Raw genomic sequence first — 25,583 nt, forward strand, 5'->3', positions numbered from 1 at the left:
ACCAAAAATAAAGAAGAATAAAGATGGTAAATGAAACTGAAGCGTTGGCGCCGGACACCTGCGCTGTCGTGGCCGATATCGGTGGGACTAATGCGCGTTTTTGTCGTATTAACCTAACCACTTTCGAGTTAGACCGTGTGCAGGTGTTCGCCTGCGCCGATTATCCGACCCTAACGGACGTGATGACAGCGTACAGTCGTGAGCAAGATGTACCGCTTGAGCACGTCGCCATTGCCATTGCTTGTCCGGTCGACACTGACGAAATCAATATGACCAACCACCATTGGCAGTTTTCGATACGCGGTGTGCGTAAATCAATGGGCTTGAAGACCTTTAAAGTGTTGAATGACTTCGCGGCCGCGGCGATGAGTATTGTTACTTTGCAACCGCACGAATTAAAACAGATTGGCGGTGGCAAAATCACCCCGAAAGCTCCGAAAGCGGTACTCGGTGCCGGTACAGGATTAGGCGTAGGGCACCTTATTACCTTACCCGACGGTCAAGTGATGCCGCTGCCAGGTGAGGGAGGCCATGTCGACTGGGCGCCTACCAATGAAAAGGAATGGGCAATTCACCGCTTTATTCACAATCGCTTTGGCCGCGTCTCGGCCGAGCGCGTGCTTTCAGGGCCCGGTCTCGAGACGCTTTACTTGGCCCTGGCGGACTACCACGGCCGCAATGTGGTACCGCTAAGTGCAGCGAAGATAGGACAACGTGCGCTGAGCGGTATCGATACGCTTGCACTAGAAACGGTGAATCAGTTCTTTGCAAGCTTGGGCAGTTTTGCAGGTAACTTAGCGCTGAATTTGAATACCTACGGTGGTGTATACATTGCCGGAGGCGTGGTCCCGAAGTTGATGCAACTGATGGCAACCTCTAATTTTCGCGCACGATTTGAGCATAAGGGCCGTTTCTGCCAAGTGGCCGAGGCGATCCCTTGCTTTGTTATCACGGCAGAACACGCTGGTTTGCGAGGCGTGGGGCAATATTTGAAACAGTCATTACAACAATCTAAATAAGTAGAGGGCGATATGAGTTTTCCCCATTGGCAATTAGCGCCAAGTGATTTATTTAAGCTGAGCCCCGTAGTGCCTGTTATGGTGATTGAACGGCTTGAAGACGCAGTACCCATGGCCGAGGCGTTAATGGCAGCTGGAGTGCCTATCTTAGAGGTAACACTACGAACGCCAGTTGCTCTGGCAGCCATTGAAAAGATCCGCGAAAAACTACCGCGGGCAGTGGTCGGGGCTGGTACGGTTACTACTCCAGAAGAACTCGCGCAAGTGAAAGCGGCTGGTGCGCAATTTGCGATCAGTCCAGGCATTACCTATGAGCTCTTGCGCGCGGGTGCACACGGTGATGTTCCGTTGATACCGGGCGTTGCGACCATCTCGGAATTGATGACGGCAAAGGAACTGGGCTATACCCACCTCAAGTTTTTCCCCGCGGAGGCTGCTGGCGGTTGCGCAATGCTGAAATCGATCGCGGGACCTTTTCCTGACATTCGTTTTTGCCCAACAGGTGGAATCAACCAAGGTAATTACCGAGACTATTTAGCGCTGCCGAACGTGAAATGTGTCGGTGGTTCGTGGATTTTACCGAAAGATGCTATCGATGCGAAAAACTGGCTCGCGGTGGAAGACGCTGCTGCAACCGCTTTGACTAAACTACGAACGTAAGACGTCAGTCTGCATCCGAATAGGGAAATAAAGGAGGGGGCATGAGTAAGGTAACAGGAAAAGTGCAATTAAAGCACTTTGTTGGGCTTTTAGTTCTTATTGTAGTTGTGCTTTCGATCCCCTTTATCGCAGGACATTTCAGCGACGAAGTGAATTGGGGAGTTGTTGATTACGCTGTGATGGCAACGCTGTTGTTCGTAACAGGGAGCGTAATTCTCGTAGGCCGAACTCTTGTTCCCACACGTTACAAATCTTTGTTGACGGTGGGCGCGATTATTCTATTTCTTTTGACCTGGGCTGAACTTGCTGTAGGGATCCTTTAACTCAAGCAAAAAAGCCCTGGGGAAACCAGGGCTCAACTATATATTTTTGCTTGTAATCGCAACGATGGCTTAAATCGCTACGATGTTCTCAGCTTGTGGGCCTTTAGGACCTTGAGTAATTGAGAACGATACGGCTTGGCCTTCAGCTAGGGTTTTGAAACCGTTACCTTGGATAGCGCTAAAGTGAGCAAATACGTCTGCGCCACCTTGCTGCTCGATGAAACCAAAACCTTTTGCTTCGTTAAACCATTTAACAACGCCAGTTACTGTATTAGACATAATAGTCATCCTATAAATTAATTTGTTGTGCGCAAAGGTTCACGACCTTAACGCGGTCATGCGGGTAAAAATGGAGGTTTAAAGCTACAGGACGAAGACTTACTGCTAATGAGGCGTCGTAGAGGAGATTTAACTTTCAAATTCTTATCCAACGCCGCCCACAATACGCTTATTCCTACCGAAGTCAAACTATATCGTTTTTTATTTTTCTAGCGCCGCGCGCCCCAGATACCGCCGATAATGCGATAAAGGTTCTGCTGGTCAAATGGGGCATCGTGCTCAGTTGCAACCCGATGCACGAAAACGAAGTCAGCGGCGGGATAGACAGCTAGCATGTGGATGCCAACGCCCGTGTGATAAAACGATTTGCTTTCGCGCTCTTCATTAGGGTTGATAACATTCCAAAGCATGCCGTAGCCAAAGTCCATATAAGCGTTGGTTACCGAGTATGAGGTTGTGCTTTGCTCTATCCAGTCCTCACTTAACAAGCGTTTACCGTTCCACATACCGCCGTTTTCGTAGAGTTGACCGTAGAGTGCCATATCATAGGCTGACATGCGCATATGGTAGGCTGGGTACTTTGATTTTTCAGGTTCGTAGTAATAAAAACCGTCGACCTCAAGGCTTTTAAGGTCCGTCTCATCGTCGATAGTTGTGAATTGCCCTTTATAGTCGCGCATACCTAAAGGCTCGGCAATCTCACGTGCGAAGGCGGTATAGATACTTTCACCAGTGAGCTTTTCAAAAATGGCTCCGGCAGTATTAAAGTCCCAGTTGTTATAGACATACTGCGTGTCTGGTCCGACACTATGGCGCTCGGGCATGGCTGCTAACATGCCGGCGTTGGTCGCCGCTGACGGATGATAAACACCGCTACGGGATTTAAGAAGATGTCTGACCGTTGCTGATTTCTCAATGTCGGACAAGCCGTGAATATCATCAATACCCAGCTCTTTGAGCGTTGCATCTAAGTTAATAACGCCGCGTTCAACATAAATGCCGTATAAAGAATTGAGCATGGCCTTACGAATCGAATGAATCGTGTGTTTACGATGAATGTCACCGAATTCAAAGGAAATTTCGCCATTTTCCATGAGCACCATCGAGGAACTTCCGGCTTGGTCAACGAGCTCGCGCAGTTCAATGAGTTTTTCTGGGGCAAAGCTGTTTTCCTTGGGAGTGGTGCGGCAAACGGGTTCACTAAAGAGTTTTACCATCGCTTCAAGAGCCAGTCTTTGCGCTTGTTGATTGGCTTCGGTCGTACCGCCTAGAACTATTTTCGTGCCACTAGTTGCTGTGACTTCGTTTAGGTTGCTCGGTGCCCCAGGTGCAATGACATGACCCGCATCGGCGAAGTAGAGCGCCTGTACCTTGCTGGGTTGGAAATTATCAACGAATTGCTGTTCTATCGTTTGTGCCATCTGCGCAGAGGGCCAAAGTTGGTCGTCCGTGCCAGCCAGTAATAATACCTGGCCGCTAATGTCGGTGACCGGAATCAAGGCTTTGGAACCGTCGTCATGGCTAAGATCCTCGCTAAAATAGCCAACGCCGATGAAGCGCTCGACCGCATAATCTGGGTCCGAGTGACGCTCTACATAAGGCAGTGGCTCGCCTTTAAAAGTCCAGGCGGCGCTGCTATTACCCACGCCGCCCCACACATGCGAACTCGGTGAAAGTGCCGCAATTGGCGCAAAATCGGCATTGTGAGCACCGAGTAAAAGTGCCAACTCAGCACCACGAGAGCTACCCACGACACCTATCTGACCACACTGATTGCGGGTAAGCTGCGGATGTTGGTCAATAAATTCCACCGCATTGCTGAAATACTCGAGCGGTATCTCATTTAGGGTTGCCGGTACACCGTCCATGCCAAAATAAGCCACGGCTAGAGCTGCGATGCCATGTTCCGCAAGCTTCTCAGCTGTAGTTGCGGCACTTTGATAGCCACCATCTGAACCGCTGAGAACGATGACCGTTGCGCTCGGTTTACTGCTTTTGGGGGCAATAAGGATGGCTTGCAAATCAGCTGTTGAGACTTTTTCTACCAATAAGTTGCTCGGATAACCTTTTTCACCACAACCGCTGAGGGCGGTTACGGTAACGATAATCGTCATGGCTTTTAAGATACGGGACATAGTGTTGTGATTTTAGCTTGTTGTTTAAGCAGCCATTAAAGAGTGAATTTGTTGACCTTTCAAGTAACTGAATGAAAACAAATATTTCAATGACAAGGGAGCTTGCTAAAAAAAGCCGTTGGGCTATCATAGAGCTCTACACTGTTGAGGGGCTTATGTTTAAGTCGAGCTACACATTACTGAGTACCGATCTCACCTTTCCAATTTAAGCCGGGCGCAGCTGCTGTGTCCGGCATGCAATTCTTGTTGTTCGAAAACACCTAAATCTTAACCACATAAAACATTCGGAGAAGCATCGTGCTTAGGCGCATGTTGAACGTTTGTAGCAGGTCGGCCTGTACGCGTCAGCCTATTTTTCAAGACGCAAGTCAGCACATTTTGCTACAGCCACAAAGATTGCAGTCTTTGTTGAATAATTTGGATACGGCCTCGCATCGTCATTCGCGTTTGGACGCTTGTGTGAGGGTTGGCAGTCGAGTAACGCTTAAACAGCGGGCGAGCGGTGAACAAATCACCATCCAAGTGGTAACACCGCAGAGGGCGGTACCCCTAGATCATAAGATTTCGATACTTTCACCCATCGGTAGCGCTGTGCTCGGATGCCACCGCGGTGCAAGAATCAAGCTCGATTGGCACGGCCAAGAGAGTTGTTGGGAAGTAATGAAAATTAACAGTAAATGATTAAATCGAAGACTAATAAAGGGCTCTTCGGAGCCTTTTTTCTTGGCAGTAGTTAAGGAGAATTAGAATGACCAAGCCAGAAATTATTTTGACGCAACGTGACCTTGACGCCATTGAGATGGGGCTGGTCGACGCGACACTAACACCGGAATTTATTGATGCACTGGAAACCGAGTTGGCGCGCGCAAAAATCGTTAAGCCTGCTGACTTGCCAGACGACTGTGTGGCGCTTAATCAGCAAGTGACCTTTCGCGTGGTCGATACCGATAAAGTTTTCACTCGCACCTTGGTAGTACCAGGAAAAGCGCCTAACGCCGCTGATAACTTATCTATTTTTGCACCCCTAGGTGCAGCGCTAATTGGTTTAAGTGTCGGACAGCGTATCACTTGGCAAACCAATCGTGGTTTACAAACGGTAGAGGTTTTGGGGGTGGCTGCTAGTCGAAATCAGCAAATGGATAACGTGAGCTAAGAATAATTGGTACGACCGAGTGGATTCGAACCACCGACCTCTACCATGTCAAGGTAGCGCTCTAACCAACTGAGCTACGGTCGTACATTTTAATAACGCGTCCACGTTGCGTGAACGGCCGCTATATTATTCATTCTACGGTAGAGGTGCAAGCCATTTTTGCTAAAAATCGCGGGTTGGAGAACTGTTTGTCTAACATTTCAGCAGTTGCCGCTGTTACGGTGGTTAGCGTAACGCCAAGCCTAATTGATTCTGGGCAATTAGCCGCACCACATACGAAACTTTAAAAAGCCCAGCCAGAAGTATTTGTAAAAAATGTAAGACCGCGATCAACATAAGGGGAAGTTGCGCTTCCATACCCCATGCCAGATAAGCGACAATGCAGAAAAGCACCAAAAATACGACCATCGCAGTGTTGGCGCAACGCAATAAAGTTTGTGCTGTCATAACCTACATCTCCAATGCATGTTTTGTAATATGCATTATTCATGTATCTTTGACTGAAATCAAGTTTACGAGTGTAATTCTCTGCAAAGGGTAGGCTGAGCGAATGCAATTAAAAAAATACACTGATTATGGTTTACGGATCTTGATGTACCTGGGCGCTAAGGAGAGCGCGAATAAAGCAGCAGGTGAAGGTTCCACAGCACCTGAGCGCTTAACCACGATCAAAGACATTTGTGAAACCTTCAGTTTGTCGAGTAATCACGTCAACAAAGTGGTACATCATTTGGGCCGTTTGCAGTTGATTGAAACACGTCGCGGCAAAAATGGTGGCTTTTTCCTGGCTAAAGCGCCTAATGAAATTCGTTTGGATTATGTGATACGTCAGCTTGAGGGCGATGAGCCGTGGATTGAGTGCCACAACCCTTATTGTGTGGCACTACCAGCGTGCGAGCTTAATGGCATTGTGGCGCGTGGCAAAGAGCTATTTTACGACTACTTACGAGAGTTTACCCTCGCCGACTTGCTTAAGAAACGGGGGCAGTTGTTGCAGATTTTCTCAACAGCGTCGTAATGGCTTCGCTGATACCATCAAGCGTCATGGGGTACATGCGGCCCCCCATGAGTTCGTGCATCATGTCGATCGAATGATGCCACTTCCAGTGTTCCAACGGTTGCGGGTTGAGCCAAACCGCGTTATCGAAATGATTCAACAAGCGGCGCATCCACACTTGACCAGGCTCCTCGTTCCAATGTTCGACACTGCCGCCGGGGTAAGCTATTTCGTAGGGCCCCATGGTGGCGTCCCCAACGAAAATAAGCTTGTAATCACGGCCATATGTATTGATGAGTTCGCGGGTCGGCGTTTTCTCGCTAAAGCGCCTCTCGTTAGACTGCCACACCTCTTCATAAACACAGTTATGAAAGTAATAAAATTCTAGGTGTTTGAATTCACTGCGAGCGGCAGCAAAGAGTTGCTGGCACTCGTAAATAAAATCATCCATCGAGCCACCGACGTCAAATAAGAGCAGGACTTTCACCGCATTGTGGCGTTCCGGACGCCATTTCAAATCGAGTAAACCGGCTTTTTGTGAAGTAGCGCGAATGGTTTCATCTAAATCGAGCTCTTCTGCACTACCGGTGCGAGCGAATTTGCGTAACTTACGTAAAGCAAGTTGCATGGTACGGTTGTTGAGTTCGCCTTCGGTGTCGAGGTCACGAAACTCGCGCTTGTCCCAGACTTTGACCGCACGGCGGGCATTAGATCCATCTTGGCCAATGCGAATGCCTTCAGGGTTGTAACCATAGGCTCCAAATGGGGATGTGCCACCGGTACCAATCCATTTGTTACCGCCAGCGTGACGTTCTTGCTGCTCTTTCATGCGCTCTTGAAAGGCTTTCAATAGCTCATCTAAGCCACCCATGCTTTGCAGCTTGGCTTTGTCCTCTTCGGTAAGCTGGCGTTGCAGCGAGCGGCGCAGCCAGTCTTCTGGAATGGCGCTGGCAAGGTCGACTTGTTCGACGCCCTCGAAGTATTCCGCGAACGCACGGTCAAAGCGGTCAAACTGGCTTTCGTCTTTGACCAAAGTTAAGCGTGCAAGGTAATAAAACGCTTCAACGTCGGCAAACACCACTTGTTTTTCGAGTGCCGCGAGTAGGTCCATCAGCTCGGTAATGCTGGTTTTCAGGCCATGCTTACGCAGCGTAAAGAAAAAGTCGATAAGCATTAGCTGTCTCGACGACGTGCCATAAAGGCCAGTTTTTCAACTAACTGTACATCTTGCTCGTTTTTAAGAAGCGCACCAAACATCGGCATTAAGCCATTGCTTTCCTTGAGCTCGCTTATTCCAATATCTTCCACTAATAACAGCTTCAACCAGTCAATGAGCTCCGAAGTTGAAGGCTTCTTCTTTAAATTCGGTAGGTTGCGGACATCAAAAAAGACTTCCAATGCGGTTTGCAGCAAATCACGCTGAATATCGGGGTGATGCACACGGACTATCTGTGCCAAGGTATCGGCATCAGGGAAGTTGATGTAATGGAAGAAACAGCGACGCAAAAAGGCGTCGGGCAACTCTTTCTCATTATTCGAAGTGATCACCACAATAGGGCGGTGCTTGGCAGAGATTTGTTCGCCAGTTTCGTAGACATGGAATTCCATCTGATCTAGCTCGTGCAGCAAATCATTGGGAAACTCAATGTCGGCTTTATCGATCTCATCGATCAATAACACCGGGCGCTCTGGGGCGGTGAAGGCCTGCCAAAGCTTGCCCGGTTTAATATAGTTGGCAATATCATGCACTTTATCGCTACCGAGCTGACTATCGCGCAGACGTGACACCGCGTCGTACTCATAAAGTCCTTGTTGTGCCTTGGTGGTTGATTTGATCTGCCACCGCAGCAACGGTACGCCTAAACTCGCGGCCAGTTCTTCGGCCAAGCGTGTTTTGCCAGTACCTGGCTCACCTTTCAACAACAGCGGCTTTTCAAGCGTTACTGCGGCGTTCACCGCTAATGCCAATTCGTCCGCAACGATATAACTCGAGGTACTGCTAAAGTGCATACGATTCCTTATTTTTTCACGATTTTACCGGTCGATTCGAGGTAAACTTTACCTTGTTTCTTCACCGTTTCATAATCCATGCTTTCCGAAGCAAGATGCACTTCTTCCAGCACTTCTTGCATGGTGTCCACTTCTTCATCGAGGCGCTGTAGGGCGTTTTCAAGGGTGTAGCTCAATTGATGAATGGTGGCCATGTCATTCGCCGTTAACTCGTCTTTGGCCATGATCTCTTCTAACTTTGCGTTGAAATTAGCCAAGTTAAACAGTGCTTGATCGAGATTCTTTGCTGGTTGACCTTTAAAGTGTTCATAACGCTGGTCCTCATCGGCGTGTGCAACGCCAAGACCAAGGGTGGCAGATATTAATGCGGTGAATGTTAATGTAGCAAGCGTACGTTTCATAAATAAGTCCTCGTAGGATGAGTTAGATTCTTAATGAGAATTATTATCAATAATACCTGAACATTGTCGATACACCAAGAGAGGTAGTTAGCCTGGTGTAAACCCGCAGTCGGTAAAGAAATCTTGCCAAGGTTGTACATGTGCACGAGCGCGTTGATTCAAGCGTTGGGTCAATGTCTGTAATTGTTGTAAGTAATCCTGCAATGCCGCTTGTTCCGTAACTTTTGCGAGTTGCTGTAAGCGCTCGTTGACCTCATAGCCTTGCCGGGTAAAGCCAGCAAGTTGCGGCTGCACTTGTTGAATAAAGTACTTCAAGAACACCGTATGCAGCACCTCAGCACGCTCCGGTCGCCCAGCACTGGTGCAGCCGGCAACTGTAGAAAGGTTGTCTAGTAGAGGCTCTAGTTGAACTAGGTAGGCGTCCAACTCATGCAGCGTACGCCATAATCTGGGAAGGTAATCGGTCTGGTGTAGATGTTCGAGCGCTTGCTCAAGTTGCGGCTCATCTATCGCCGGGGCGTCGGTCGTGGACGCTGTTAACACCGCCAACAGTGGATCAAGCGCGGCGAGTGCCGCAGCGAACGCATCATCATCTGCCGTTTTGTGACTTGTTGCCGCAACACGCAGGGTATGGCGCAGGGCATCGTCCGTTGCTATCGCCAACTGTTTACTTGCGGGTAAGGTTGCTAATTTTTCGGTATAGGCTTTCTGTAACCGTGACGCTAACGCCGTTTCTCCGCTGAGCTCTAGGTCTTCAATACAGCTCGCAATAGCCTGAGTAAGCCTGCGGTCAAAAAAATAACGAGTGAGTCCGCCTTCGAGCTTACCGAGGGCGCTGTTGCGCTGGGCAATTAACTGACCCGCCGCACATTGGTCAAGGCGCCAAGAATCGAGCAGCGAAACACTGACGCGCGGCACCTCCACACGCAGGTCGCGCACATCGGGTAGCTGCGGTACAGGTACCGATTGATAATCAACCGCTTCGCGCTCTAATGTATTGGCGACTCGCGCTTGGTAATCGTGCAAGGGCGCTAGAGCGGTTGGCACATCACTACAGGCCAGCAGCAAGAAGGCTAATGAAGCATAGCCAAGCCCGCGCAGAGACCGTACAATAGTGTGCATTCTTTGTTGTTGGAGCCAGTCACGCATCATGTTTACCGGTATCGTTCAAACCCAAGCTGAAGTTATTGCGATTGATCAACGCGAACAATTTCGCCACTTGACCTTAAAAGTTGCACCGCAGTTCCTTACCCATCTCGAAATCGGTGCCAGTATAGCTATTAACGGTTGTTGCTTAACAGTGGTTCAATTTAGCACAGATAACGTGCATTTTGACGTGATCGACGAGACCCTCAAGCTTACTAATTTGGGGCAGTTAGCGGTCGGTAGCAAGGTAAACCTTGAGCGCTCATTGAAGGTCGGTGATGAAATTGGCGGCCACCATGTCTCGGGCCATATCCATACCACCGGCACTCTAGAAACGATGTCTGAAACGGCCGATAATGTGGCGATGTGGATAGCTTTCCCCGCTGAGTTTAAGCCCTATGTCTTTGCCAAAGGCTTTATCAGCGTTAATGGCGCAAGTCTTACGATTGGTCAGGTGCATGACAGTCAGTTCTCGCTACATTTGATCCCAGAAACGTTGCGTTTAACAAATCTAGCCGATATGAAGCCGGGCGATAAAGTGAATTTAGAGTTTGATCAACAAACCATCACCATTGTCGACACAGTAAATCGCTACCTAGAACAAACCCGGTAACTGCGATGTTCGCTATTCGCTGTTCGTTGTTTGTTTAAACAAAGAGCGAGCCTAAGCGAGCGTGCGAACAGCGAACATCAAACATCGCCTTTCACTCTTCTAGTACTTTGACGATAATTTTGTCTTGCGCGTCGTCGACGTGGACATCCAAATGCACATCACTGCCGCACGCCGGACACTCGTCTTGATAATCTTGATCGCCTTGTGACACGTCAATGCTGACGTGAATCTGATGACCGCAATGAGGACAGCGCACTGCGGCATCGTGAAGTTTTTCAACATTCATGGTATGCCTCTCGCTTACATGTCTACCTAAGCTGAGTATGGTGCAAAGAATGCATTCATGCCATTTAACGAGGTAAGTTCTAACGCAAAAAAAGTGCGGCGATACCGACGGCGGCGATGAGGGCGCCAAGCACGCTGCGCAAAGTGGGCGGCTCACCGCGCCACCATTGGATGGGAATAAGCCACAGCGGTGCGGTCGCAAGCAGCGTTTGGGCTAGGCCAGGGTGTAAATAAGCTATGGCAGTTTGTTGTAGCCAAATGGCCAAAAAGGTTCCCATAAAAATGGCAATCAGCAGCCATGGTAACGAGGTATGCCGTAGGGCTGCTTTGGTTTGTAAAAACATTTTCGGTTTTAACAGGAGCAGTGCAACAGTCAGCGCGGCGGTGCCGGCGGCAAGTCGCACAAAGGCCGCTTGCAGTGGGTTGACGCTGAAGCTGGCGAGCGCTTCAAAAGCCATAACGAGGCCAAGCGCTTGGCACAACGCGGCACCGGTGGCGGCGCTTATACCTGCTAAATTCAAGGTAGCCTGCGGGCGCTGTGGGTTACGCTCGGTAGTAATGATAATGATGCCGAGCAAAACTACTAATGCAGCGAACACTTCTCGCGTGCTCATCGCTTCTTGCAACCAAAGCCAAGCGATGATGGCAGCAAAGGGCGGAGCAAGGTACTCGAATAACATGGTGTACCACGGGCCAATGCGGCGTAAGGCGGTGAAATACAAAGTATCGCCGAGTGTGATGCCAATGACCCCACTGGCGAGCAAGAGCCAAGCGGCGGTGCTGCCATCAAAGTGAACCAATTGCTGGGTGACCAGGCCGACAATGAACAGCAGGGGCACAGCGACAAAGCCTTTGACCAAGTTCAATTGACTGGCAGACAAATAGCTACCGGCCTGACTGTAGAGCAGGTTGGCAAGGGCCCAAAAGAGCGCGGCAAAAAGGGCGGCCATTGGGCCAAGTAAAGATTCCATAGCGCGCTATCTTACCTGTTGCTTAAATCAAGGCCAAGCGTTGCATTGCGTGCGCTGCAGCCATGCGGTATAGTGGCTGCTTCTCGTTGAATCACAAGTGACACTTGGTAGGTGCCACCACTGTAAAAGGAACAAAAGAATGCCTGTAGTAACGCTGCCTGATGGAAGTCAACGCGCTTTCGATAAACCTGTCTCAATCCTCGAAGTAGCTCAAGATATCGGCCCTGGCCTCGCCAAAGCGACCGTGGCGGGTAAAATTAACGGTCAACTGGCGGATGCCTGTGACCTGATCACCGAAGATGCGACGGTTCATATTATTACCCCGAAAGACGAGGAAGGCGTTGAGATCATCCGCCACTCGTGCGCGCACCTTTTAGGTCATGCGTTAAAACAGTTATTTCCGCAAGTGAAAATGGCGATTGGCCCGGTTATCGATAACGGTTTTTATTATGACGTTGATCTTGATAAAGCCCTGACCCAAGACGACCTAGATGCGCTTGAAAAGCGCATGAAAGAGTTGGCGAAAACCGAATATGAAGTCGTCAAAAAGAAAGTGAGTTGGCAAGAAGCGCGTGAAGCTTTTGTCGGCCGTCACGAACCGTACAAAATTGAAATTCTTGATGAAAACATTAGCCAAGACGACCGTCCTGCGCTTTACCATCATGAAGAATACGTCGATATGTGCCGTGGTCCGCACGTGCCGAACATGAAGTTCTGCCAACATTTCAAAATTATGAAGGTGGCGGGTGCCTACTGGCGTGGTAATTCTGACAACAAGATGTTGCAGCGTATCTACGGCACCGCTTGGGCAGACAAGAAACAGTTAAAAGCCTATTTGCAGCGTCTTGAAGAAGCGGAAAAGCGTGATCACCGTAAAATCGGTAAGTCGCAAGACTTGTTCCACTGGCAAGAAGAAGCACCAGGTATGGTGTTCTGGCACCACAACGGTTGGACTATCTTCCAAGAGCTGGAAAGTTACGTACGCGAGAAGCTACGTGAGTATGACTATCAGGAAGTGAAAGGTCCGTTGATGATGGACCGCGTCTTGTGGGAAAAGTCAGGGCACTGGGAAAAATTCTCTGAACTGATGTTTACCACTGCATCAGAAAGCCGTGAATATGCAATCAAGCCAATGAACTGTCCAGGACACGTGCAAATCTTCAATCAAGGTTTGAAATCGTACCGTGATTTGCCGTTGCGCATGGCTGAGTTCGGCTGCTGTCACCGTAATGAACCTTCGGGTGCCTTGCACGGCTTGATGCGCGTACGTGGCTTTACGCAAGACGATGCGCATGTTTTCTGTACCCCAGAACAAGTTCAAGACGAAGTGAGTGGCTGTATTCAGATGGTCTACGAAACCTACAAAACATTTGGTTTCGAAGACATTGTGGTGAAGCTGTCGACGCGTCCGGAGAAACGTTTAGGTGATGATGCAACATGGGATCACGCCGAGCAAGCTCTTGCTGAAGCCTTGAAAAACAATGGCATTGCGTTTGAGTACTTGCCAGGAGAGGGCGCATTCTATGGTCCGAAAATTGAATTCACCTTGCATGACTGTTTAGGTCGTGCGTGGCAGTGCGGTACTGTACAGCTCGATTTCGCCTTACCGGGTCGCTTAGGCGCCACTTATGTAGGTGAAGATAACGAGCGCCACACGCCGGTAATGATTCACCGCGCAATTTTGGGCTCGCTGGAACGTTTCATGGGTATTCTGATTGAAGAATACGCAGGTTATTTCCCACTTTGGCTTGCGCCAACGCAGATTGTAGTGATGAATATCACCGATAATCAGGCGGATTACGTCAAAAATACCGTAAAAGAGTTGAATAAACTCGGATTTAGGGCGACAGCCGACTTGAGAAATGAGAAAATAGGCTTTAAAATTCGCGAGCACACATTAAAACGTGTTCCTTATATGTTGGTTGTTGGCGATAAAGAAGTCGAGAACCAAGCGGTTGCGGTACGTACCCGTCGCGGCGAAGACCAAGGCGTAAAAGGCTTGGAGCAATTTATTGCTGAGCTGCAAGACGAAGTACGTAGTCGCAAAATTAGTTAATTGATTGGAGGAATGACCCATTAAAGGCGGAAAAAGAACTCAGAAAGCTGCAGATAAAAATCGGATCAACGACGAAATTCGCGTAAACGAAGTACGTTTGATTGGCGTTGAAGGTGATCAGATTGGTGTCGTAGGTATTCAAGAAGCTCTTGAGAAGGCCGAAGAGGCCGGTGTTGATCTGGTGGAAATTAGCCCAAATGCGGAGCCACCAGTTTGTCGTCTGATGGATTATGGTAAGTTCCTCTACGAAAAAGCTAAGAACGCTAAAGAGCAAAAGAAAAATCAGAAGCAAATTCAGGTTAAGGAAGTCAAATTCCGTCCTGGTACTGATGAGGGCGATTATCAGGTAAAACTACGCAACCTGACTCGCTTCCTCGAGGGAGGTGACAAAACCAAAGTCACCGTTCGTTTCCGTGGCCGTGAAATGGCGCACCAAGAGCTTGGCATCGAATTGCTCAATCGTATCAAAGACGATTTGCAAGAGATTTCAACTGTTGAGTCGTTCCCAAGACGGGCTGAGGGTCGCCAGATGATTATGGTTCTGGCCCCTGCTAAGAAGTAACTGTGGTCCACAAGTAGGAAGGCGTTGGCCGACCTCACCCTGTTACACTTGTAATTAACAATGCGGAGTAGTTTTCATGCCGAAAATGAAATCGAAAAAGGGCGCGTCTAAGCGCTTCAAAAAAACCGCTTCAGGCGGCTTTAAATGTAAACAGTCTCATTTGCGTCACATCCTGACCAAAAAGAGCTCAAAGCGGAAGCGTCACCTGCGTGCTAAGAGCATGGTGCACGAAGCCGATGTTGGCTTAGTTCAGCGTATGTTACCATTCGCGTAAGGAAAGGAGATAGCAAATGGCACGAGTAAAACGTGGTGTGATCGCGCGTGCGCGTCACAAGAAAGTCCTGAAGCAGGCGAAAGGTTATTATGGTGCTCGTTCACGCGTTTATCGCGTAGCGAAGCAAGCAGTTATCAAAGCAGGTCAATATGCATACCGTGACCGCCGCAACAAGAAACGTCAATTCCGCCAATTGTGGATTGTGCGTATCAACGCTGCAGCACGTCAAAACGGTTTGTCATACAGCCGCTTTATCAACGGTTTGAAAAAAGCATCTGTTGAAATCGATCGTAAAATTCTGGCTGACATCGCAGTACATGACCAAAGTGGTTTTGCTGCGCTAGTAGAGAAAGCTAAAAGCTCTCTGTAAGCCATGAATAAAGTTGAAAAAGGGAGCTACGAGGAGTATATAGTAAAAACAGTGTCTATTCGCATGTGAGTGAGTGACAGGGCTTTACATATAAGGTCAGCGGCTTTTATTTCAAACGTACATACTGTGTATAATGGTATGTACGTTTTTTATTTGCGCCGAGTCCTTCGGCGGTAACCATTCATCCATGAATTTTTGTTCAGTGTTTAATTGCACCTTGTGAGTGCGACTTGTTCCAACAAGTCGGGAGAGATAGGAGTTTACGTCATTGGTTTAGCAGGACGGGGATAGTTGTTTGCGGCAAGTACAGAGTTGTCGCCGCATCCATGCGGCTTTGACAGTTCAGTTGTTCACTCATTGATTCACCTTCTTGATTAATTGCACTTAATTTACCACCACATTGCAACCGCTCCTTACCACGTGTTGCAAATTAATCGCACCACAACTTTCACGGAAAGTACCACTTCGTCGGATCTCGGCTTTGTGCCATTAGCAGACGTTAACGCCGCATTCAGCGGCTTGTCCGCTGCAATGCTTGGTTAGGCTTGCATACAAGGCTTTCAATTATTGCAACAGCTTTCTCCACGCCGTGTTCTTCTCGCAAACTCGCTCCCAGCGCTGCGGCATGTTCGATTATAGTTTGATTTGTGGTTATCTCTTTAATGCCTGCCGCAAGTCTTTCCACCGTCAGCTTTTTCAATGGGATAGGGGCGGCTCCGGCATTCAACGAGTGTAAGCGATTTCCCCAAAAGGGCTGATCGCCAAAGAACGGAATAACAATAGACGCTTTACCCGCCTGTAAGGCAGCAGCCGTAGTTCCTGCGCCTCCGTGATGCACAAGCCCGCACACACGAGGGAATAGCCACGAATGAGGTACTTGGTCAACTGCAATAATACTCTCCGGCAATGCCTTAATTTCCATACCGCCCCAGCCTGTTGCCAGAATCCCCCGCACGCCTGCTCTTTGAAGTGCTTCAATGACGATATCTGTTAGCCGTTCAGGGTCACGTCCTATCATTGAGCCGAAACCAACATACACCGGCGGTGGACCTGTGTTCAAAAAGGCTGAAAGCTCTGGTGAGGGTTCATAATGGTCGTCATCTTCAGTATGCCAGTAACCACAGATACTAGCAGTTTGGGGCCAATCATCAGGTCGTGGTACGACCAAACTGCTAAAGCCATGAATAACAGGAATGGGTGTGCCATCGGCGGTATGTAAGAGGCTAAAGCGCTTTGCTTTCGGCAGATGATGAGCCTTGCGCCAAGCTCGAGCGTACTTAGCCACTGACAACCCAATCAGCCGATTCACAAAGCTGTAGGAGAATTTGTTATACCATCCACCCAACCTCAGCCGCGGCAACATCATGTTTGGATATTCAGCAGTAGGCACTAACCCTGGCACGACAAGCGCCATCAGAACTGGAACACCGAGCTTTTCGGAAATGTCGGGGGCGGTAAAGGCCTTGGGGTGAAACACAATAATATCTGGTTTGGACTGCTGTGCTGCGAGCCAACTCTCGTCCACGAGGGCACGCTGTATTGGGCCTATTTTCTTGAGTAAGCCTAGCGTGCGCTTCACAACTTGAAATATGTTGTTTGTGTCTTCCAATGCGCCTTGGTCTTCTGGGGCATCCAATAAAGTTAGCATGCCGTCGTTCATGAATGCATAGTGCAGCCCAGCATGCTCGATAATCTTTCTAAATCGTGAGCTCGTGGCTAATGTGATACAGTGACCAGCTCGCTTTAAGCCTTGCCCCAATGCGATATATGGCTGCACATCGCCTCGGGTTCCGTAGGTCAGTATAAGTATGTTCATGTTTTAGCCTAACGCAAAGCACACGGGCGACGAGCCGCGCAGCGGGTTGGCGTCCCAGCGACCAACGGGAGCGAGTGATGCGCATTGTTAGCCGCCCAACTCCGTAATGTGTAGTAGTTCACCAACTGGCCCCCACAAATAAAATACCTTACCCCACGACTCACTCTGAACTGGAGTGATTTTTGTTTTGTGCTTTGATTGAGAGCAAAGGCTGTATGCTGTATCGATATCTGAAACGCAAACCTGAAGCATAAAATTATTAGCCAAGTCTTCGTTGAAAAAGTGCTGCAAGAAGAAAAGACAATCTCCGTTTTGAAAAAGGGTTAAGTCCTCAGAAACGAACTCTGATTCAAATCCGATCTCTGAATAGAAAGCTTTTGAAATTTCATAGTCTTTACTCGGAACAAAAACTTTTATATCGACAACATCCATTGTTTTCTCCTGAACATGGGTAACTCAAGCGGCTAACATTTGTATATTGTGCGTGCGCATATAGAAACTCGTCCAATTGATAGTTTTCGGTTCTTAACTTACTGATCAAGCAGGCATTCCTGACTTGAAAAGTCCCGAGTTAGCAAAGGCTATTTGAGAATGCTCAGTTACACTCTACCTAGCGCACAATATCCAACCTTCATTTTTTGTTATGTCACTGACAGTAAACGACTTAAATACACAACACAACAACAAAACGCGCAATATTGCCGACGTGAATGTGCCGTGCACCGCTAGCGACACCCACACTGACGAATAACGGAACGGCTAGTCACTAGTTGGAGTAGGCTGAAAGTCAGAAGGTCCGCTGTTCGCTCATAGCTGACGATCAATTAATTGTATGACTGCTGAAGCTGGTGGTTACATGAAAGTGCAACGGGTTGTAAGCCGCGATTGTTCGTGGTGATAAATTTGGGTGATGTTTTGCAGCTTTGCTAATTTTGGTGTAGTAGTTCACTCAAGTAGCTATTGCGTTTATGCGAGTTGCTCATCGTCTCTATAATTTTCTTGAAATCATCCTCTGTGCCAACAAGATGAATTTCAGCCTCGGCCCTTGTGATTGCTGTATATAACCAAGCCCTGTCAACAATGCGTCCCGCTTGAAGTGCAACGATTACTCTTGGAAATTGAGAACCTTGGGCTTTGTGAAGAGTTATTGCATAACCCAACTCCATGCAATCGAGCACGGATTGTGTGACCTTAACTTTATCGCCCGTATCCAGCGTTACTTCACCATAACTTTCACCTGATGAGTCAATACTGGTAAGCGTACCAAGAGAGCCGTTTTGAATGCCTTTATCATAGTGGTTTTGCGTAAATAGAATCGCATCATTCAATCTGAGGTTTTGAAAGAATCTCTCACCGTGCATTTCAAACTCAAGCCTTCTACCGCTTGGATTAACAGCCTCTTGGGTCAGTTTATTAATTTCAGCAACGAGTGCCTTGGTCGGTGCCATGACGCGACTATTTTCAGGTGATTGCTGATACAACTCACAACAGGCTTGAGCAATGTCGCTCTTTGCCGTTTCGTGGAAGTGAATAGCCCCCGTACTTAGTTTTTCAGGCACGATACCTTGATTAATGAGCTTGGAGTATTCAGGAATACCCGTTGAGCCTTTCTGACGCTTAACGATATCTAGCATAGTATTAGCAATGGCTTTAGATAGAACGATATCAGCCAAAACCTTGCCGCAACCTATAGGTGGTAACTGGTCAGGGTCGCCAGTAAAGATAATACGAACCGATGGGTGAATATGGTTGACCAGGCGATACATGGTTGGCAAGTCAATCATACTGGCTTCATCTATTACCAGTAAATGCTTTGGCTGGTCTGAACTTGGCTCAATAGGCTCTCTACGTAATAACTTAGCGATAGTTGAGGTGATAAAGCCAATTGACTCATGCAAGCGCATAGCAGCTCGGCCACTCAGCGCGACCGCATGTATTTCAAATCCCATTTGATGGTAGGCTCGAAGTGCGGTTCTAAGTACCGTCGTTTTACCTGTGCCAGCTCCGCCCGTAATACAGCTCACGGCGTTATCCAAACACGTTGTCACTGCTTCAATCTGTTTCTTGGTTAGCTCGTATGGTAATTCACCAACCGAAGAGCAATATGCAGAATTTGCAACTTCGTCATAAAGGTTGTTTTGATTAGCTAGTGCTTTAAGTCGTTTGGCAACGACATTTTCCATCAACAACTGGGCGGTTGGATGATAAGAGCCAGTGTCGGGGTTTAGGATGTATTGCGCTTTGTTGTGACCTGCTTTAAACGCTTCCGTCACCAGTTCCTTATCTTTGAGCAATTTGGTTAGGTATGGGCGTAAGCACGCTTGAGTTGTATAGGTGTGGCCTTTCTCAATCTCTTTGCGAATCGCGGTTTCAAGTGCGGCACTTAGTCTGCGGTGATCACAAGCTGTGATCTTAAACTGGTCAAAATTAACCAGTTTATCGACATCCGTAAACGACATCCCAAACCCAATAAGGACATACGGATTTTGTTTAATAGCCTCAATGGACTCTTCTCCATGATGCTTCAATAAGCGCTGCTGAATACTTGCTGGTATCTTGTGTTCGGTCATCCAGTTGCAGTAGGCCAGATTTTTATATTTGGCGTAACCTTCAAATAACGCATTGATAGAATCTTCACTCAGGACACTTCTAAGGCGCTCTCTTGATTCACGAGTGTCTTTTCCAACCGTTGGGTGAAAATCCTTTCCTAACAGTTCCCAGAGTGCTCTAGCTTTACTTTCACCGATACCTTTGAAATCACTTTCTCTGGCAATAAAGCGAATAAGCTGTTCACCCGTTTCTGGCAGGCTGCATTCGATGTGCTCTGGTGATTCATAGGTATGCTGCTGCATCACGTAATCACCCGTTTCCATTTCTTCTATTAAACGATGGCCTTTAACCGACCAGTGCTGGCCGAGGGCTGGTTTAACGGGGATGGTTTCTGGATCAGCTTTGATGGTGACGAAATACTTGCCACTGTTAGTTTTGTATGAGTTTTTTTTCAGTGGCACGCCACTGAATATCACCATTTTGGTAGAGCTGTAAGGAATACTCGTGACACGCATTTGGTCTTGATGGAGTGCAACATTCATCGTGGCATGAACCCCATTTCTGACAAGGTTTCATTCAGTTCGCCAAACCGCTCTAGTTTACCTTCCAGCTCTTTAACTTTGGCTTTTAGCTCAATGTTTTCAGCCTCTAAGGTCGATACTCGTTTTGAGTCGAGCAGCTTGCGATTAGCCGTGTTGTCGTATTGCTTTGGTTTGTCAGCATTGTTCCTTGCAGATTCGGTCAGTGGCGGGAGTATACCTTTATCACGCAGTTTGTCTTCTAATGCCTTGAGCGCTTTTCTAAGCGCTGGATTTTGGTTAAGGGCAGACTTGCCGCAACCGACCCCTTTTGCTACTTCGATACGGTTGAGCTTGCCTTTAAAGGCGATCTGCTTAAAGTCATCATCAGTTTGAGTGGCTTGCCATACTTCAAATGCTTCGAGGTTTTGCTGCGCTCTTTGCTGACCGTTCGCCATTAATCATCTACCTCACCTAACAACTTGCGTAGACCTGTCGCAAAGCCTCTAGGGAATATTTCTGTGTTGTATTCCATGTCTTTTACTTGGCCTGCTTGTGTGGTTTGCCAGTTATGTTTTTCCATACATTCGTCAGAGATAGCGTAGGCTAAGGCGTTCTTCTCAGATTCGGTCAAGATGCCAGATAGTGAAGGCAAGACTTCAACACTCGGCTCTGCGCTTGCATCAAACTGACGTACAGGACGCTTATCAATGGTAATATTCGCGTGCTGTTTTAGCAGATTAACCTCTTTGCGATAACGGTTGCGCTCGGCAATAATCTGACCAAACAAAGCCCGTACCGCAGGGTCTGGAATACGCTCAAGCAGTTTATTATCCTGTGGAACAGACTTAGAGCGTGAGGTTGACGATAACGGCTTTTTGGTGGTTGTTTTGCACTTTGCTGCCCATGCTTCAATCAAGGTGCGGTAGTGCTTGTTTTTGGTTGCTCGTAACGCTTCGTAACCTGGGCCACCCTCTGCTGCTGATACTCGCCCCATTTGTGTAATGGAGAAATCACGCTGCCCCGATTCTACATAGGCTCTCAGGATGTCGTTAAGCTTATCTAGGTTTTTTTGGGTTCTTGGCACTTTGTCGTCTTTTAAGTCAGCCAAGATGATATCAATATTAATGTCCATTAACCCTCCAAGAGCGCAGGTTGGGTGAGATTTTCTAGGTGCAATGCTTTACCAGTGAGCGCACTCATACCTGCACTAAATAGTTTGTTTTCTTCAAGGTATTCACCCGCTTCGATGTAATTAGCCACTTTACGGTAGCCTTCCATTTTATCGTCAGGGTCGGCTATCTTTGCCATTTGGCGTAGCATGGCATTACCAGCGATTAGCTGCTGTTTCTCATCCATTTCCATAAAGATAGGCTCAAAGCCTTTCTTTATCAGAGCACGACTAAGTTGGCGGGAGCGCTTTTCAATAGCGGGCGTTTTACGAAGTTCATCCTGCAAGTCAGGGAAGAATTCGGCATCGTCACATAGCAAGGAGAGGTGTAAAAGCTCTGAGTCGGTTTCGATAAACTTCAAGGCGTAGCTGATATCTTGCTTCGCACCCACGGCAATCAGCTTATCTTTGGTGTCATCCTCATTTCTGGCTTCCTCGACACGAATGATTTTGCTGATCAGCTCGAAGCACGCTATCCAGTCTTTTGCGTACTCATCCGCTTCGACTTGCTGCTTCTCATGGCGGCGTTGCAGCGTCTGTAGCTCACTGTGTTTGGTGAAGGGTTTACCTTGCTCTTCACAGAAGAACTGCTCGTCTTTGAGTGCTTCTAGCTCACCTTCGATTTCAACCGATAGGTTAGCCGCTTGGTGCGCCTTGTAACTGAGTTGATTAAACTGAGCATTAAGCGCTGGCAGGTATCGCGCCTCAGTAATAAACCAACGGCAACGAATGCAGTTTTCAGGGCCATGCGGCACGCTGCTATAGATACGCTTAGCGGCAGTACTTGCATCTTTAGTCAACTCACCACCGTTCCAGCACCCGCCCAGCGTACTGACTTCATCGGATTTTACGGTGTTGCCTCCGACCAAACATAAGCCAGCTGAACGCTCCTCCCAGCCGATGGGGTTACGGTTAACTAATGCCGCCTGAATGCTATCTTCTTTGTGGTAGACCATATTGCATTGAATTTGCGCTAGTGAGGCATCTTTGAGGAAGTTGCGCACTGACTGCTTGGCTTTACCCTCAAGCTCCCCCTCGGCTTCACTCATTTTTTCCGCCATCACGGACGGGGTGATTTTGTTGTAGTAGATGGTCATTAGGATACGTGAGTGCCCTGCCAGTAGTTTGGATATGACAGGTAGTGGCAATTGGGTATCCATCGTGTAGGCAGTTATCAGCGATACACGCAAGCTGTGCAGGGGGAAATTTGTGGCAACCTTAGCTTTTTCTGGAGTGTCTTCTGGGTAATCCACAACCAGTTTAAGTCGCTCTCCATTATCAAGCGTATTGCCTTGCTCAGCAAGCTGGTTTTCCAGTGTTTGCAAGAGTTGATACCAGAAAGTATCCATAGCCGTATATATAATTGGTTTAGAGCGGTCATCCCCTTTCGCTGACGCATCCCGAAACAGAAAGGCAATTTCCCCCATGCTCTCTAACTGGGTTTGTGAATACTGTTTGCCAATATGTTTCCTTAGCAGTGCGGTGCAATCTGTCGGTTTCGCTATAGGGTTATACTTTCCCTGCCAGTTACGCAGTTTTTCCAGCCAATATAGTACCTCTTCGTTTTGCCAAGGAATAATATAGCCCCGCTCAAGTTCATCTTTATTCTGGTCGGCGGTTTTGTTGGTGTTGATATACAAACCTGTGGAATACTGGCCTGTCATGGTGTCATGGATACGGCGAAAGATGCCTTTACCAAAAGGGCGTTTTTCGCTACCGAGCGCAAAGTCATGCTTGTCATTGAGCTTCCAATGACCGCTTTCATAACGCCACGTATCCGCTTCACCACTGTCTAACATACGCACTTGATAGGTGCGCAGTGGCAGATGCAGCTTCATAAATATAACCATCGCTTTGACAGGTGACCAGATTTGGTGGAGGGTGATTCTTTTTTTATCTCTAGTCACTTCTTTAGTGCGCCACACGCAATCGGGGTCGGATTTATCAATCAAGTCAGGCTCAACTTCAAACCAATCGCCACTCTTTTTGCCTTGCCCTGTCTGCTCTTGTGCCCATGTCCAATGCTTGAAATGGCGGTAGTGATAGCTAGGCAGTAACGACTCGCCTTGTGGTAGGTTTTGCTCAATCACCGTCAGTTCCGCTTTATCTGGCAATGGACACAGAATTTGGCGCAGGTCTTGGATGTAACGATACGGAAGTGGGTTGCGCACGGTTTCAGTGTGTGAGCCTTGGGTCTTAATTTTGCTCAGCGGATTGCGAACCAGTGGTGTTAAGTTGCCGCTATCATCTCCTTCAGATAGATGATGCTCAATGACGTAATTAATGAAGTCACAGGGGTAGTTGATAGATTTTGATACTCTGGCGGGGTCGTTAATAGTTTTTCTCACGCTAGCTTCTAGCTCTTCAGTGGAGCAGATATGGCCATTGTAGCCCTTGAAAAACAGACCAATATCAGTTGCATAGGGAGCGTACTCCAACAGGTAGGACTCAAAAAAATGGCTCAACGCTTTACGCCTGTCATCAACCCCCGCATGCTGTGTCGCCATCCACTCAGCGGCTAATTCCTGCCATTGCTCCCACTCAGGGCCAAGGGTGGTGAGCATCCATTTAAACGTTAAGTCCGATGAGCGCCCGTCATGTTTCTTGACTTTTTTTGCCATTATTTACCTCGTAATTTCGGATGCTTGCCTGTGAAATACCCATGCGGGTCAATATCGTCAAAACCGTGCTCGACCAACTCATTCCAATCTAGCGATTTTACTTTGGACTCAGGATTTGCCAGTTGTAGCGTGGCCTTGTTGAGTTCATTGGAGATTTCCTGCTGCCCTTTACCTGTGTAGGGAACTTGAGACTCCAGTGATTTATGGTGCATACATCGTCGTATCACCAACGGGTTAAGTCCTGAACGCTCTAAGCGTCTGCCATAGCTATGACGATGACCGTGCGGGTCTAACCCTTCCGATTTGTTTGGCTCTAAGCCAATGCGCCTTAATCCCGCCGCATAGCTTTGGTGAAACGCATTCAAAGTGTATGGGTTTCCAAGGGCGCTGTGATGGAATGAAATGAACGCATAGGGGTGATGGCAGTCAATACTGGCTCGATATTTTTGGTAATTCTTCCACAGTGACATAAAAACCTTGCCATAATCCGTTGGAAACCACTGAACTTGTATGTAGTTATCTCGATGGTCTACAACTCTTGTTTTCCAGCCAACGTATGCCGTGCCTTTCATTCGTTTGCGTGGTAAACGAGCGTATTTTTCTTGTAAATAGGCTTCTCTGGTTTTTGTCCCTGAGCGACTACGCCAACCTTCGGGTGCTTTACCATCGATTTCGTTGTAAATTCGAACTATCGCTTTTTCAGGGTCATACGGATCTTCAAATACATCAGTCACCCACAGCATAATAGCTTCGCTTTCACGTAAACCGCCACCGTGCATCAAGAGCAGCATAAGCTTATCTCTCAGCGCAACTCGTGGATCTTTTGCTCCGCCAATACCATCTTTATAGAATGATTCCCAATGCTTATCTGGGAATGCTAAAGCATCGTCTTCGGCTTTCGTCAATGGAGTGCGTCCTTTCATTGTGCGAGCTTTACGGATGGTTTTGTTAACGGTTTTATCTTCAATATGTCCAAGGAAGTCATGTTGGTTTTTTCGATACCAAGCAGCGTAATTAAGGCGTTGCTCATGAGGTGTGGCATCTCGCAAAGGGTTCATTGGCTCTGCGCCATGCTTGTTAGCCAGCCAATCAGTAAATGCCGTTAATCGATGAATATGTTTATTGACGTTATCAGTTGAGCTTGGCACCCAGTACAAGCCAGAGGGATCTAAACCATCTTCACCGATGGTGCCTGTGTAAAGACGCTTAGCAAAGGTTTGGAATAGCATTTTAGGATCTTCAAATAATCCTTTGTTGGCTTCCATGTAATCCAAGAGCAAAGAAGTGGCTTGTATAAAACCATTCATTAAAGCATTACTAGCACCCTCAGCTTCCATCTTTAGCAAGTAATCGGTAACTGAACCAACTTCACCTTGTTCGGTGATCAAGATGGGGAGCTGACTTTTAATGCCAGTATTATCTTCTACGATAGTTGCTTTGACTTTAACCGATGACAAGGTTCATTCCTTTATACACATTAAACATACAATACACTAAAATGCTAAAGTGTTTGTTGTCAAATAAAAAGGCAGATTTCTCTGCCTTAATACACAATATACATAGTTCAAGGTACTATATATAAATGATTGCTCCCTTTTTTTATGGTTTTTCGCTATTATAAGCGCTTTCTAAAGAACACATCACCGAGGAAGG

Annotated in this window: 27 protein-coding genes and 1 tRNA gene; 11 read left to right on the forward strand and 17 right to left on the reverse strand. The window is 47.7% G+C overall.

Going from position 1 to position 25,583, the window contains the following annotated elements; all coding sequences use genetic code 11:
- Nucleotides 1-23 precede the first annotated feature (23 nt).
- The 3 genes from glk to CWE21_RS00765 are packed head-to-tail and all read left to right on the forward strand — an operon-like array spanning nucleotide 24 to nucleotide 2,002.
- Nucleotides 24-1,019: a glucokinase gene (glk, locus tag CWE21_RS00755; RefSeq protein WP_126832229.1), complete on the forward strand. Its 996-nt coding sequence runs from the start codon at nucleotides 24-26 to the stop codon at nucleotides 1,017-1,019.
- A gap of 12 nt (nucleotides 1,020-1,031) precedes the next feature.
- On the forward strand, nucleotides 1,032-1,679 hold the full coding sequence (locus CWE21_RS00760; protein WP_126832231.1) for a bifunctional 4-hydroxy-2-oxoglutarate aldolase/2-dehydro-3-deoxy-phosphogluconate aldolase: 648 nt from the start codon (nucleotides 1,032-1,034) through the stop codon (nucleotides 1,677-1,679).
- A gap of 41 nt (nucleotides 1,680-1,720) precedes the next feature.
- Nucleotides 1,721-2,002: a hypothetical protein gene (locus tag CWE21_RS00765; protein ID WP_126832233.1), complete on the forward strand. Its 282-nt coding sequence runs from the start codon at nucleotides 1,721-1,723 to the stop codon at nucleotides 2,000-2,002.
- A gap of 69 nt (nucleotides 2,003-2,071) precedes the next feature.
- Here CWE21_RS00765 and CWE21_RS00770 read toward each other — a convergent pair whose 3' ends face one another.
- Both CWE21_RS00770 and CWE21_RS00775 read right to left on the reverse strand, forming a co-directional pair.
- Nucleotides 2,072-2,281 (reverse strand): cold-shock protein, encoded by a 210-nt coding sequence (locus tag CWE21_RS00770; protein ID WP_126832235.1) that lies wholly within the window; start codon nucleotides 2,279-2,281, stop codon nucleotides 2,072-2,074.
- 209 nt (nucleotides 2,282-2,490) lie between these two features.
- Complete coding sequence (locus CWE21_RS00775; protein ID WP_126832237.1) at nucleotides 2,491-4,416, reverse strand: acyl-CoA thioester hydrolase/BAAT C-terminal domain-containing protein; 1,926 nt, start codon at nucleotides 4,414-4,416, stop codon at nucleotides 2,491-2,493.
- A 309-nt stretch (nucleotides 4,417-4,725) separates the two neighbouring features.
- Between CWE21_RS00775 and CWE21_RS13570 the strand changes: the two genes are divergently transcribed.
- Nucleotides 4,726-5,097, forward strand: coding sequence for a GreA/GreB family elongation factor (locus CWE21_RS13570; protein ID WP_420821121.1), 372 nt, complete (start codon nucleotides 4,726-4,728; stop codon nucleotides 5,095-5,097).
- Between the two features lie 67 nt (nucleotides 5,098-5,164).
- Nucleotides 5,165-5,569, forward strand: coding sequence for a nucleoside diphosphate kinase regulator (gene rnk, locus CWE21_RS00785; RefSeq protein WP_126832241.1), 405 nt, complete (start codon nucleotides 5,165-5,167; stop codon nucleotides 5,567-5,569).
- 7 nt (nucleotides 5,570-5,576) lie between these two features.
- On the opposite strand, the gene CWE21_RS00790 is transcribed toward rnk, so the two are convergent.
- Nucleotides 5,577-5,653: transfer RNA gene (locus CWE21_RS00790), tRNA-Val, on the reverse strand.
- A gap of 141 nt (nucleotides 5,654-5,794) precedes the next feature.
- On the reverse strand, nucleotides 5,795-6,016 hold the full coding sequence (locus tag CWE21_RS00795) for a hypothetical protein (RefSeq protein ID WP_126832243.1): 222 nt from the start codon (nucleotides 6,014-6,016) through the stop codon (nucleotides 5,795-5,797).
- A gap of 103 nt (nucleotides 6,017-6,119) precedes the next feature.
- On the opposite strand from CWE21_RS00795, the gene CWE21_RS00800 reads away from it, so the two are divergent.
- Complete coding sequence (locus CWE21_RS00800; RefSeq protein WP_126832245.1) at nucleotides 6,120-6,587, forward strand: Rrf2 family transcriptional regulator; 468 nt, start codon at nucleotides 6,120-6,122, stop codon at nucleotides 6,585-6,587.
- Here CWE21_RS00800 and CWE21_RS00805 read toward each other — a convergent pair.
- From CWE21_RS00805 to CWE21_RS00820, 4 genes are all read right to left on the reverse strand, one after another.
- Entirely contained in the window at nucleotides 6,541-7,740 is a 1,200-nt protein-coding gene (locus CWE21_RS00805) for a vWA domain-containing protein (RefSeq protein WP_126832247.1), read from the reverse strand. The genes CWE21_RS00800 and CWE21_RS00805 overlap by 47 nt on opposite strands.
- Nucleotides 7,740-8,576, reverse strand: a complete 837-nt coding sequence (locus CWE21_RS00810; RefSeq protein WP_126832248.1) for an AAA family ATPase — start codon at nucleotides 8,574-8,576, stop codon at nucleotides 7,740-7,742. The genes CWE21_RS00805 and CWE21_RS00810 overlap by 1 nt, the downstream gene beginning before the upstream one ends.
- 8 nt (nucleotides 8,577-8,584) lie before the next feature.
- Nucleotides 8,585-8,977: a DUF6746 family protein gene (locus CWE21_RS00815; protein ID WP_126832250.1), complete on the reverse strand. Its 393-nt coding sequence runs from the start codon at nucleotides 8,975-8,977 to the stop codon at nucleotides 8,585-8,587.
- Between the two features lie 87 nt (nucleotides 8,978-9,064).
- Nucleotides 9,065-10,129, reverse strand: a complete 1,065-nt coding sequence (locus CWE21_RS00820) for a DUF3080 family protein (protein WP_126832252.1) — start codon at nucleotides 10,127-10,129, stop codon at nucleotides 9,065-9,067.
- Here CWE21_RS00820 and CWE21_RS00825 point away from each other — a divergent pair.
- Entirely contained in the window at nucleotides 10,128-10,736 is a 609-nt protein-coding gene (locus CWE21_RS00825; protein ID WP_126832254.1) for a riboflavin synthase subunit alpha, read from the forward strand. The two genes, CWE21_RS00820 and CWE21_RS00825, sit on opposite strands and share 2 nt — an antisense overlap.
- 91 nt (nucleotides 10,737-10,827) lie before the next feature.
- Here CWE21_RS00825 and CWE21_RS00830 read toward each other — a convergent pair whose 3' ends face one another.
- Together CWE21_RS00830 and CWE21_RS00835 are read right to left on the reverse strand one after the other, a co-directional pair.
- On the reverse strand, nucleotides 10,828-11,022 hold the full coding sequence (locus CWE21_RS00830) for a CPXCG motif-containing cysteine-rich protein (protein WP_126770070.1): 195 nt from the start codon (nucleotides 11,020-11,022) through the stop codon (nucleotides 10,828-10,830).
- Nucleotides 11,023-11,101: 79 nt separating this feature from the next.
- The gene (locus CWE21_RS00835; RefSeq protein ID WP_126832256.1) at nucleotides 11,102-11,992 is read right to left on the reverse strand and encodes a DMT family transporter; all 891 of its coding nucleotides are present in this window, start codon (nucleotides 11,990-11,992) and stop codon (nucleotides 11,102-11,104) included.
- A 139-nt stretch (nucleotides 11,993-12,131) separates the two neighbouring features.
- Here CWE21_RS00835 and thrS point away from each other — a divergent pair, with 139 nt between their 5' ends.
- The 4 genes from thrS to rplT all read left to right on the forward strand — a co-directional run bounded on the left by thrS (nucleotide 12,132) and on the right by rplT (nucleotide 15,254).
- A complete protein-coding gene (gene thrS / locus CWE21_RS00840; protein WP_126832258.1) occupies nucleotides 12,132-14,048 on the forward strand; it encodes a threonine--tRNA ligase in 1,917 nt (638 codons plus the stop codon).
- A 19-nt stretch (nucleotides 14,049-14,067) separates the two neighbouring features.
- Complete coding sequence (gene infC / locus CWE21_RS00845) at nucleotides 14,068-14,610, forward strand: translation initiation factor IF-3 (protein WP_126832259.1); 543 nt, start codon at nucleotides 14,068-14,070, stop codon at nucleotides 14,608-14,610.
- Between the two features lie 76 nt (nucleotides 14,611-14,686).
- A complete protein-coding gene (rpmI, locus tag CWE21_RS00850) occupies nucleotides 14,687-14,884 on the forward strand; it encodes a 50S ribosomal protein L35 (protein ID WP_026862320.1) in 198 nt (65 codons plus the stop codon).
- Between the two features lie 16 nt (nucleotides 14,885-14,900).
- Nucleotides 14,901-15,254 (forward strand): 50S ribosomal protein L20, encoded by a 354-nt coding sequence (rplT, locus tag CWE21_RS00855; RefSeq protein ID WP_126832260.1) that lies wholly within the window; start codon nucleotides 14,901-14,903, stop codon nucleotides 15,252-15,254.
- Between the two features lie 511 nt (nucleotides 15,255-15,765).
- On the opposite strand, the gene CWE21_RS00860 is transcribed toward rplT, so the two are convergent.
- The 7 genes from CWE21_RS00860 to gmtY form a co-directional block, all read right to left on the reverse strand.
- The gene (locus tag CWE21_RS00860) at nucleotides 15,766-17,070 is read right to left on the reverse strand and encodes a glycosyltransferase (protein WP_126832261.1); all 1,305 of its coding nucleotides are present in this window, start codon (nucleotides 17,068-17,070) and stop codon (nucleotides 15,766-15,768) included.
- A gap of 87 nt (nucleotides 17,071-17,157) precedes the next feature.
- Complete coding sequence (locus tag CWE21_RS00865; protein WP_126832262.1) at nucleotides 17,158-17,502, reverse strand: VOC family protein; 345 nt, start codon at nucleotides 17,500-17,502, stop codon at nucleotides 17,158-17,160.
- A 494-nt stretch (nucleotides 17,503-17,996) separates the two neighbouring features.
- A complete protein-coding gene (locus CWE21_RS00870; RefSeq protein ID WP_126832264.1) occupies nucleotides 17,997-20,162 on the reverse strand; it encodes an AAA family ATPase in 2,166 nt (721 codons plus the stop codon).
- Nucleotides 20,159-20,596, reverse strand: a complete 438-nt coding sequence (locus CWE21_RS00875) for a VPA1267 family protein (RefSeq protein ID WP_126832266.1) — start codon at nucleotides 20,594-20,596, stop codon at nucleotides 20,159-20,161. Before CWE21_RS00875 ends, CWE21_RS00870 begins: the two co-directional genes overlap by 4 nt.
- Nucleotides 20,596-21,273 (reverse strand): gamma-mobile-trio protein GmtX, encoded by a 678-nt coding sequence (gmtX, locus tag CWE21_RS00880; protein ID WP_126832267.1) that lies wholly within the window; start codon nucleotides 21,271-21,273, stop codon nucleotides 20,596-20,598. Before gmtX ends, CWE21_RS00875 begins: the two co-directional genes overlap by 1 nt.
- Complete coding sequence (gene gmtZ, locus CWE21_RS00885) at nucleotides 21,273-23,930, reverse strand: gamma-mobile-trio integrase GmtZ (protein WP_126832269.1); 2,658 nt, start codon at nucleotides 23,928-23,930, stop codon at nucleotides 21,273-21,275. Before gmtZ ends, gmtX begins: the two co-directional genes overlap by 1 nt.
- Nucleotides 23,930-25,387, reverse strand: coding sequence for a gamma-mobile-trio recombinase GmtY (gene gmtY, locus CWE21_RS00890; RefSeq protein ID WP_126832271.1), 1,458 nt, complete (start codon nucleotides 25,385-25,387; stop codon nucleotides 23,930-23,932). The genes gmtZ and gmtY overlap by 1 nt, the downstream gene beginning before the upstream one ends.
- Nucleotides 25,388-25,583 lie beyond the last annotated feature (196 nt).

The organism is Pseudidiomarina aquimaris, assembly GCF_003987395.1.
Lineage (GTDB): Bacteria > Pseudomonadota > Gammaproteobacteria > Enterobacterales > Alteromonadaceae > Pseudidiomarina > Pseudidiomarina aquimaris.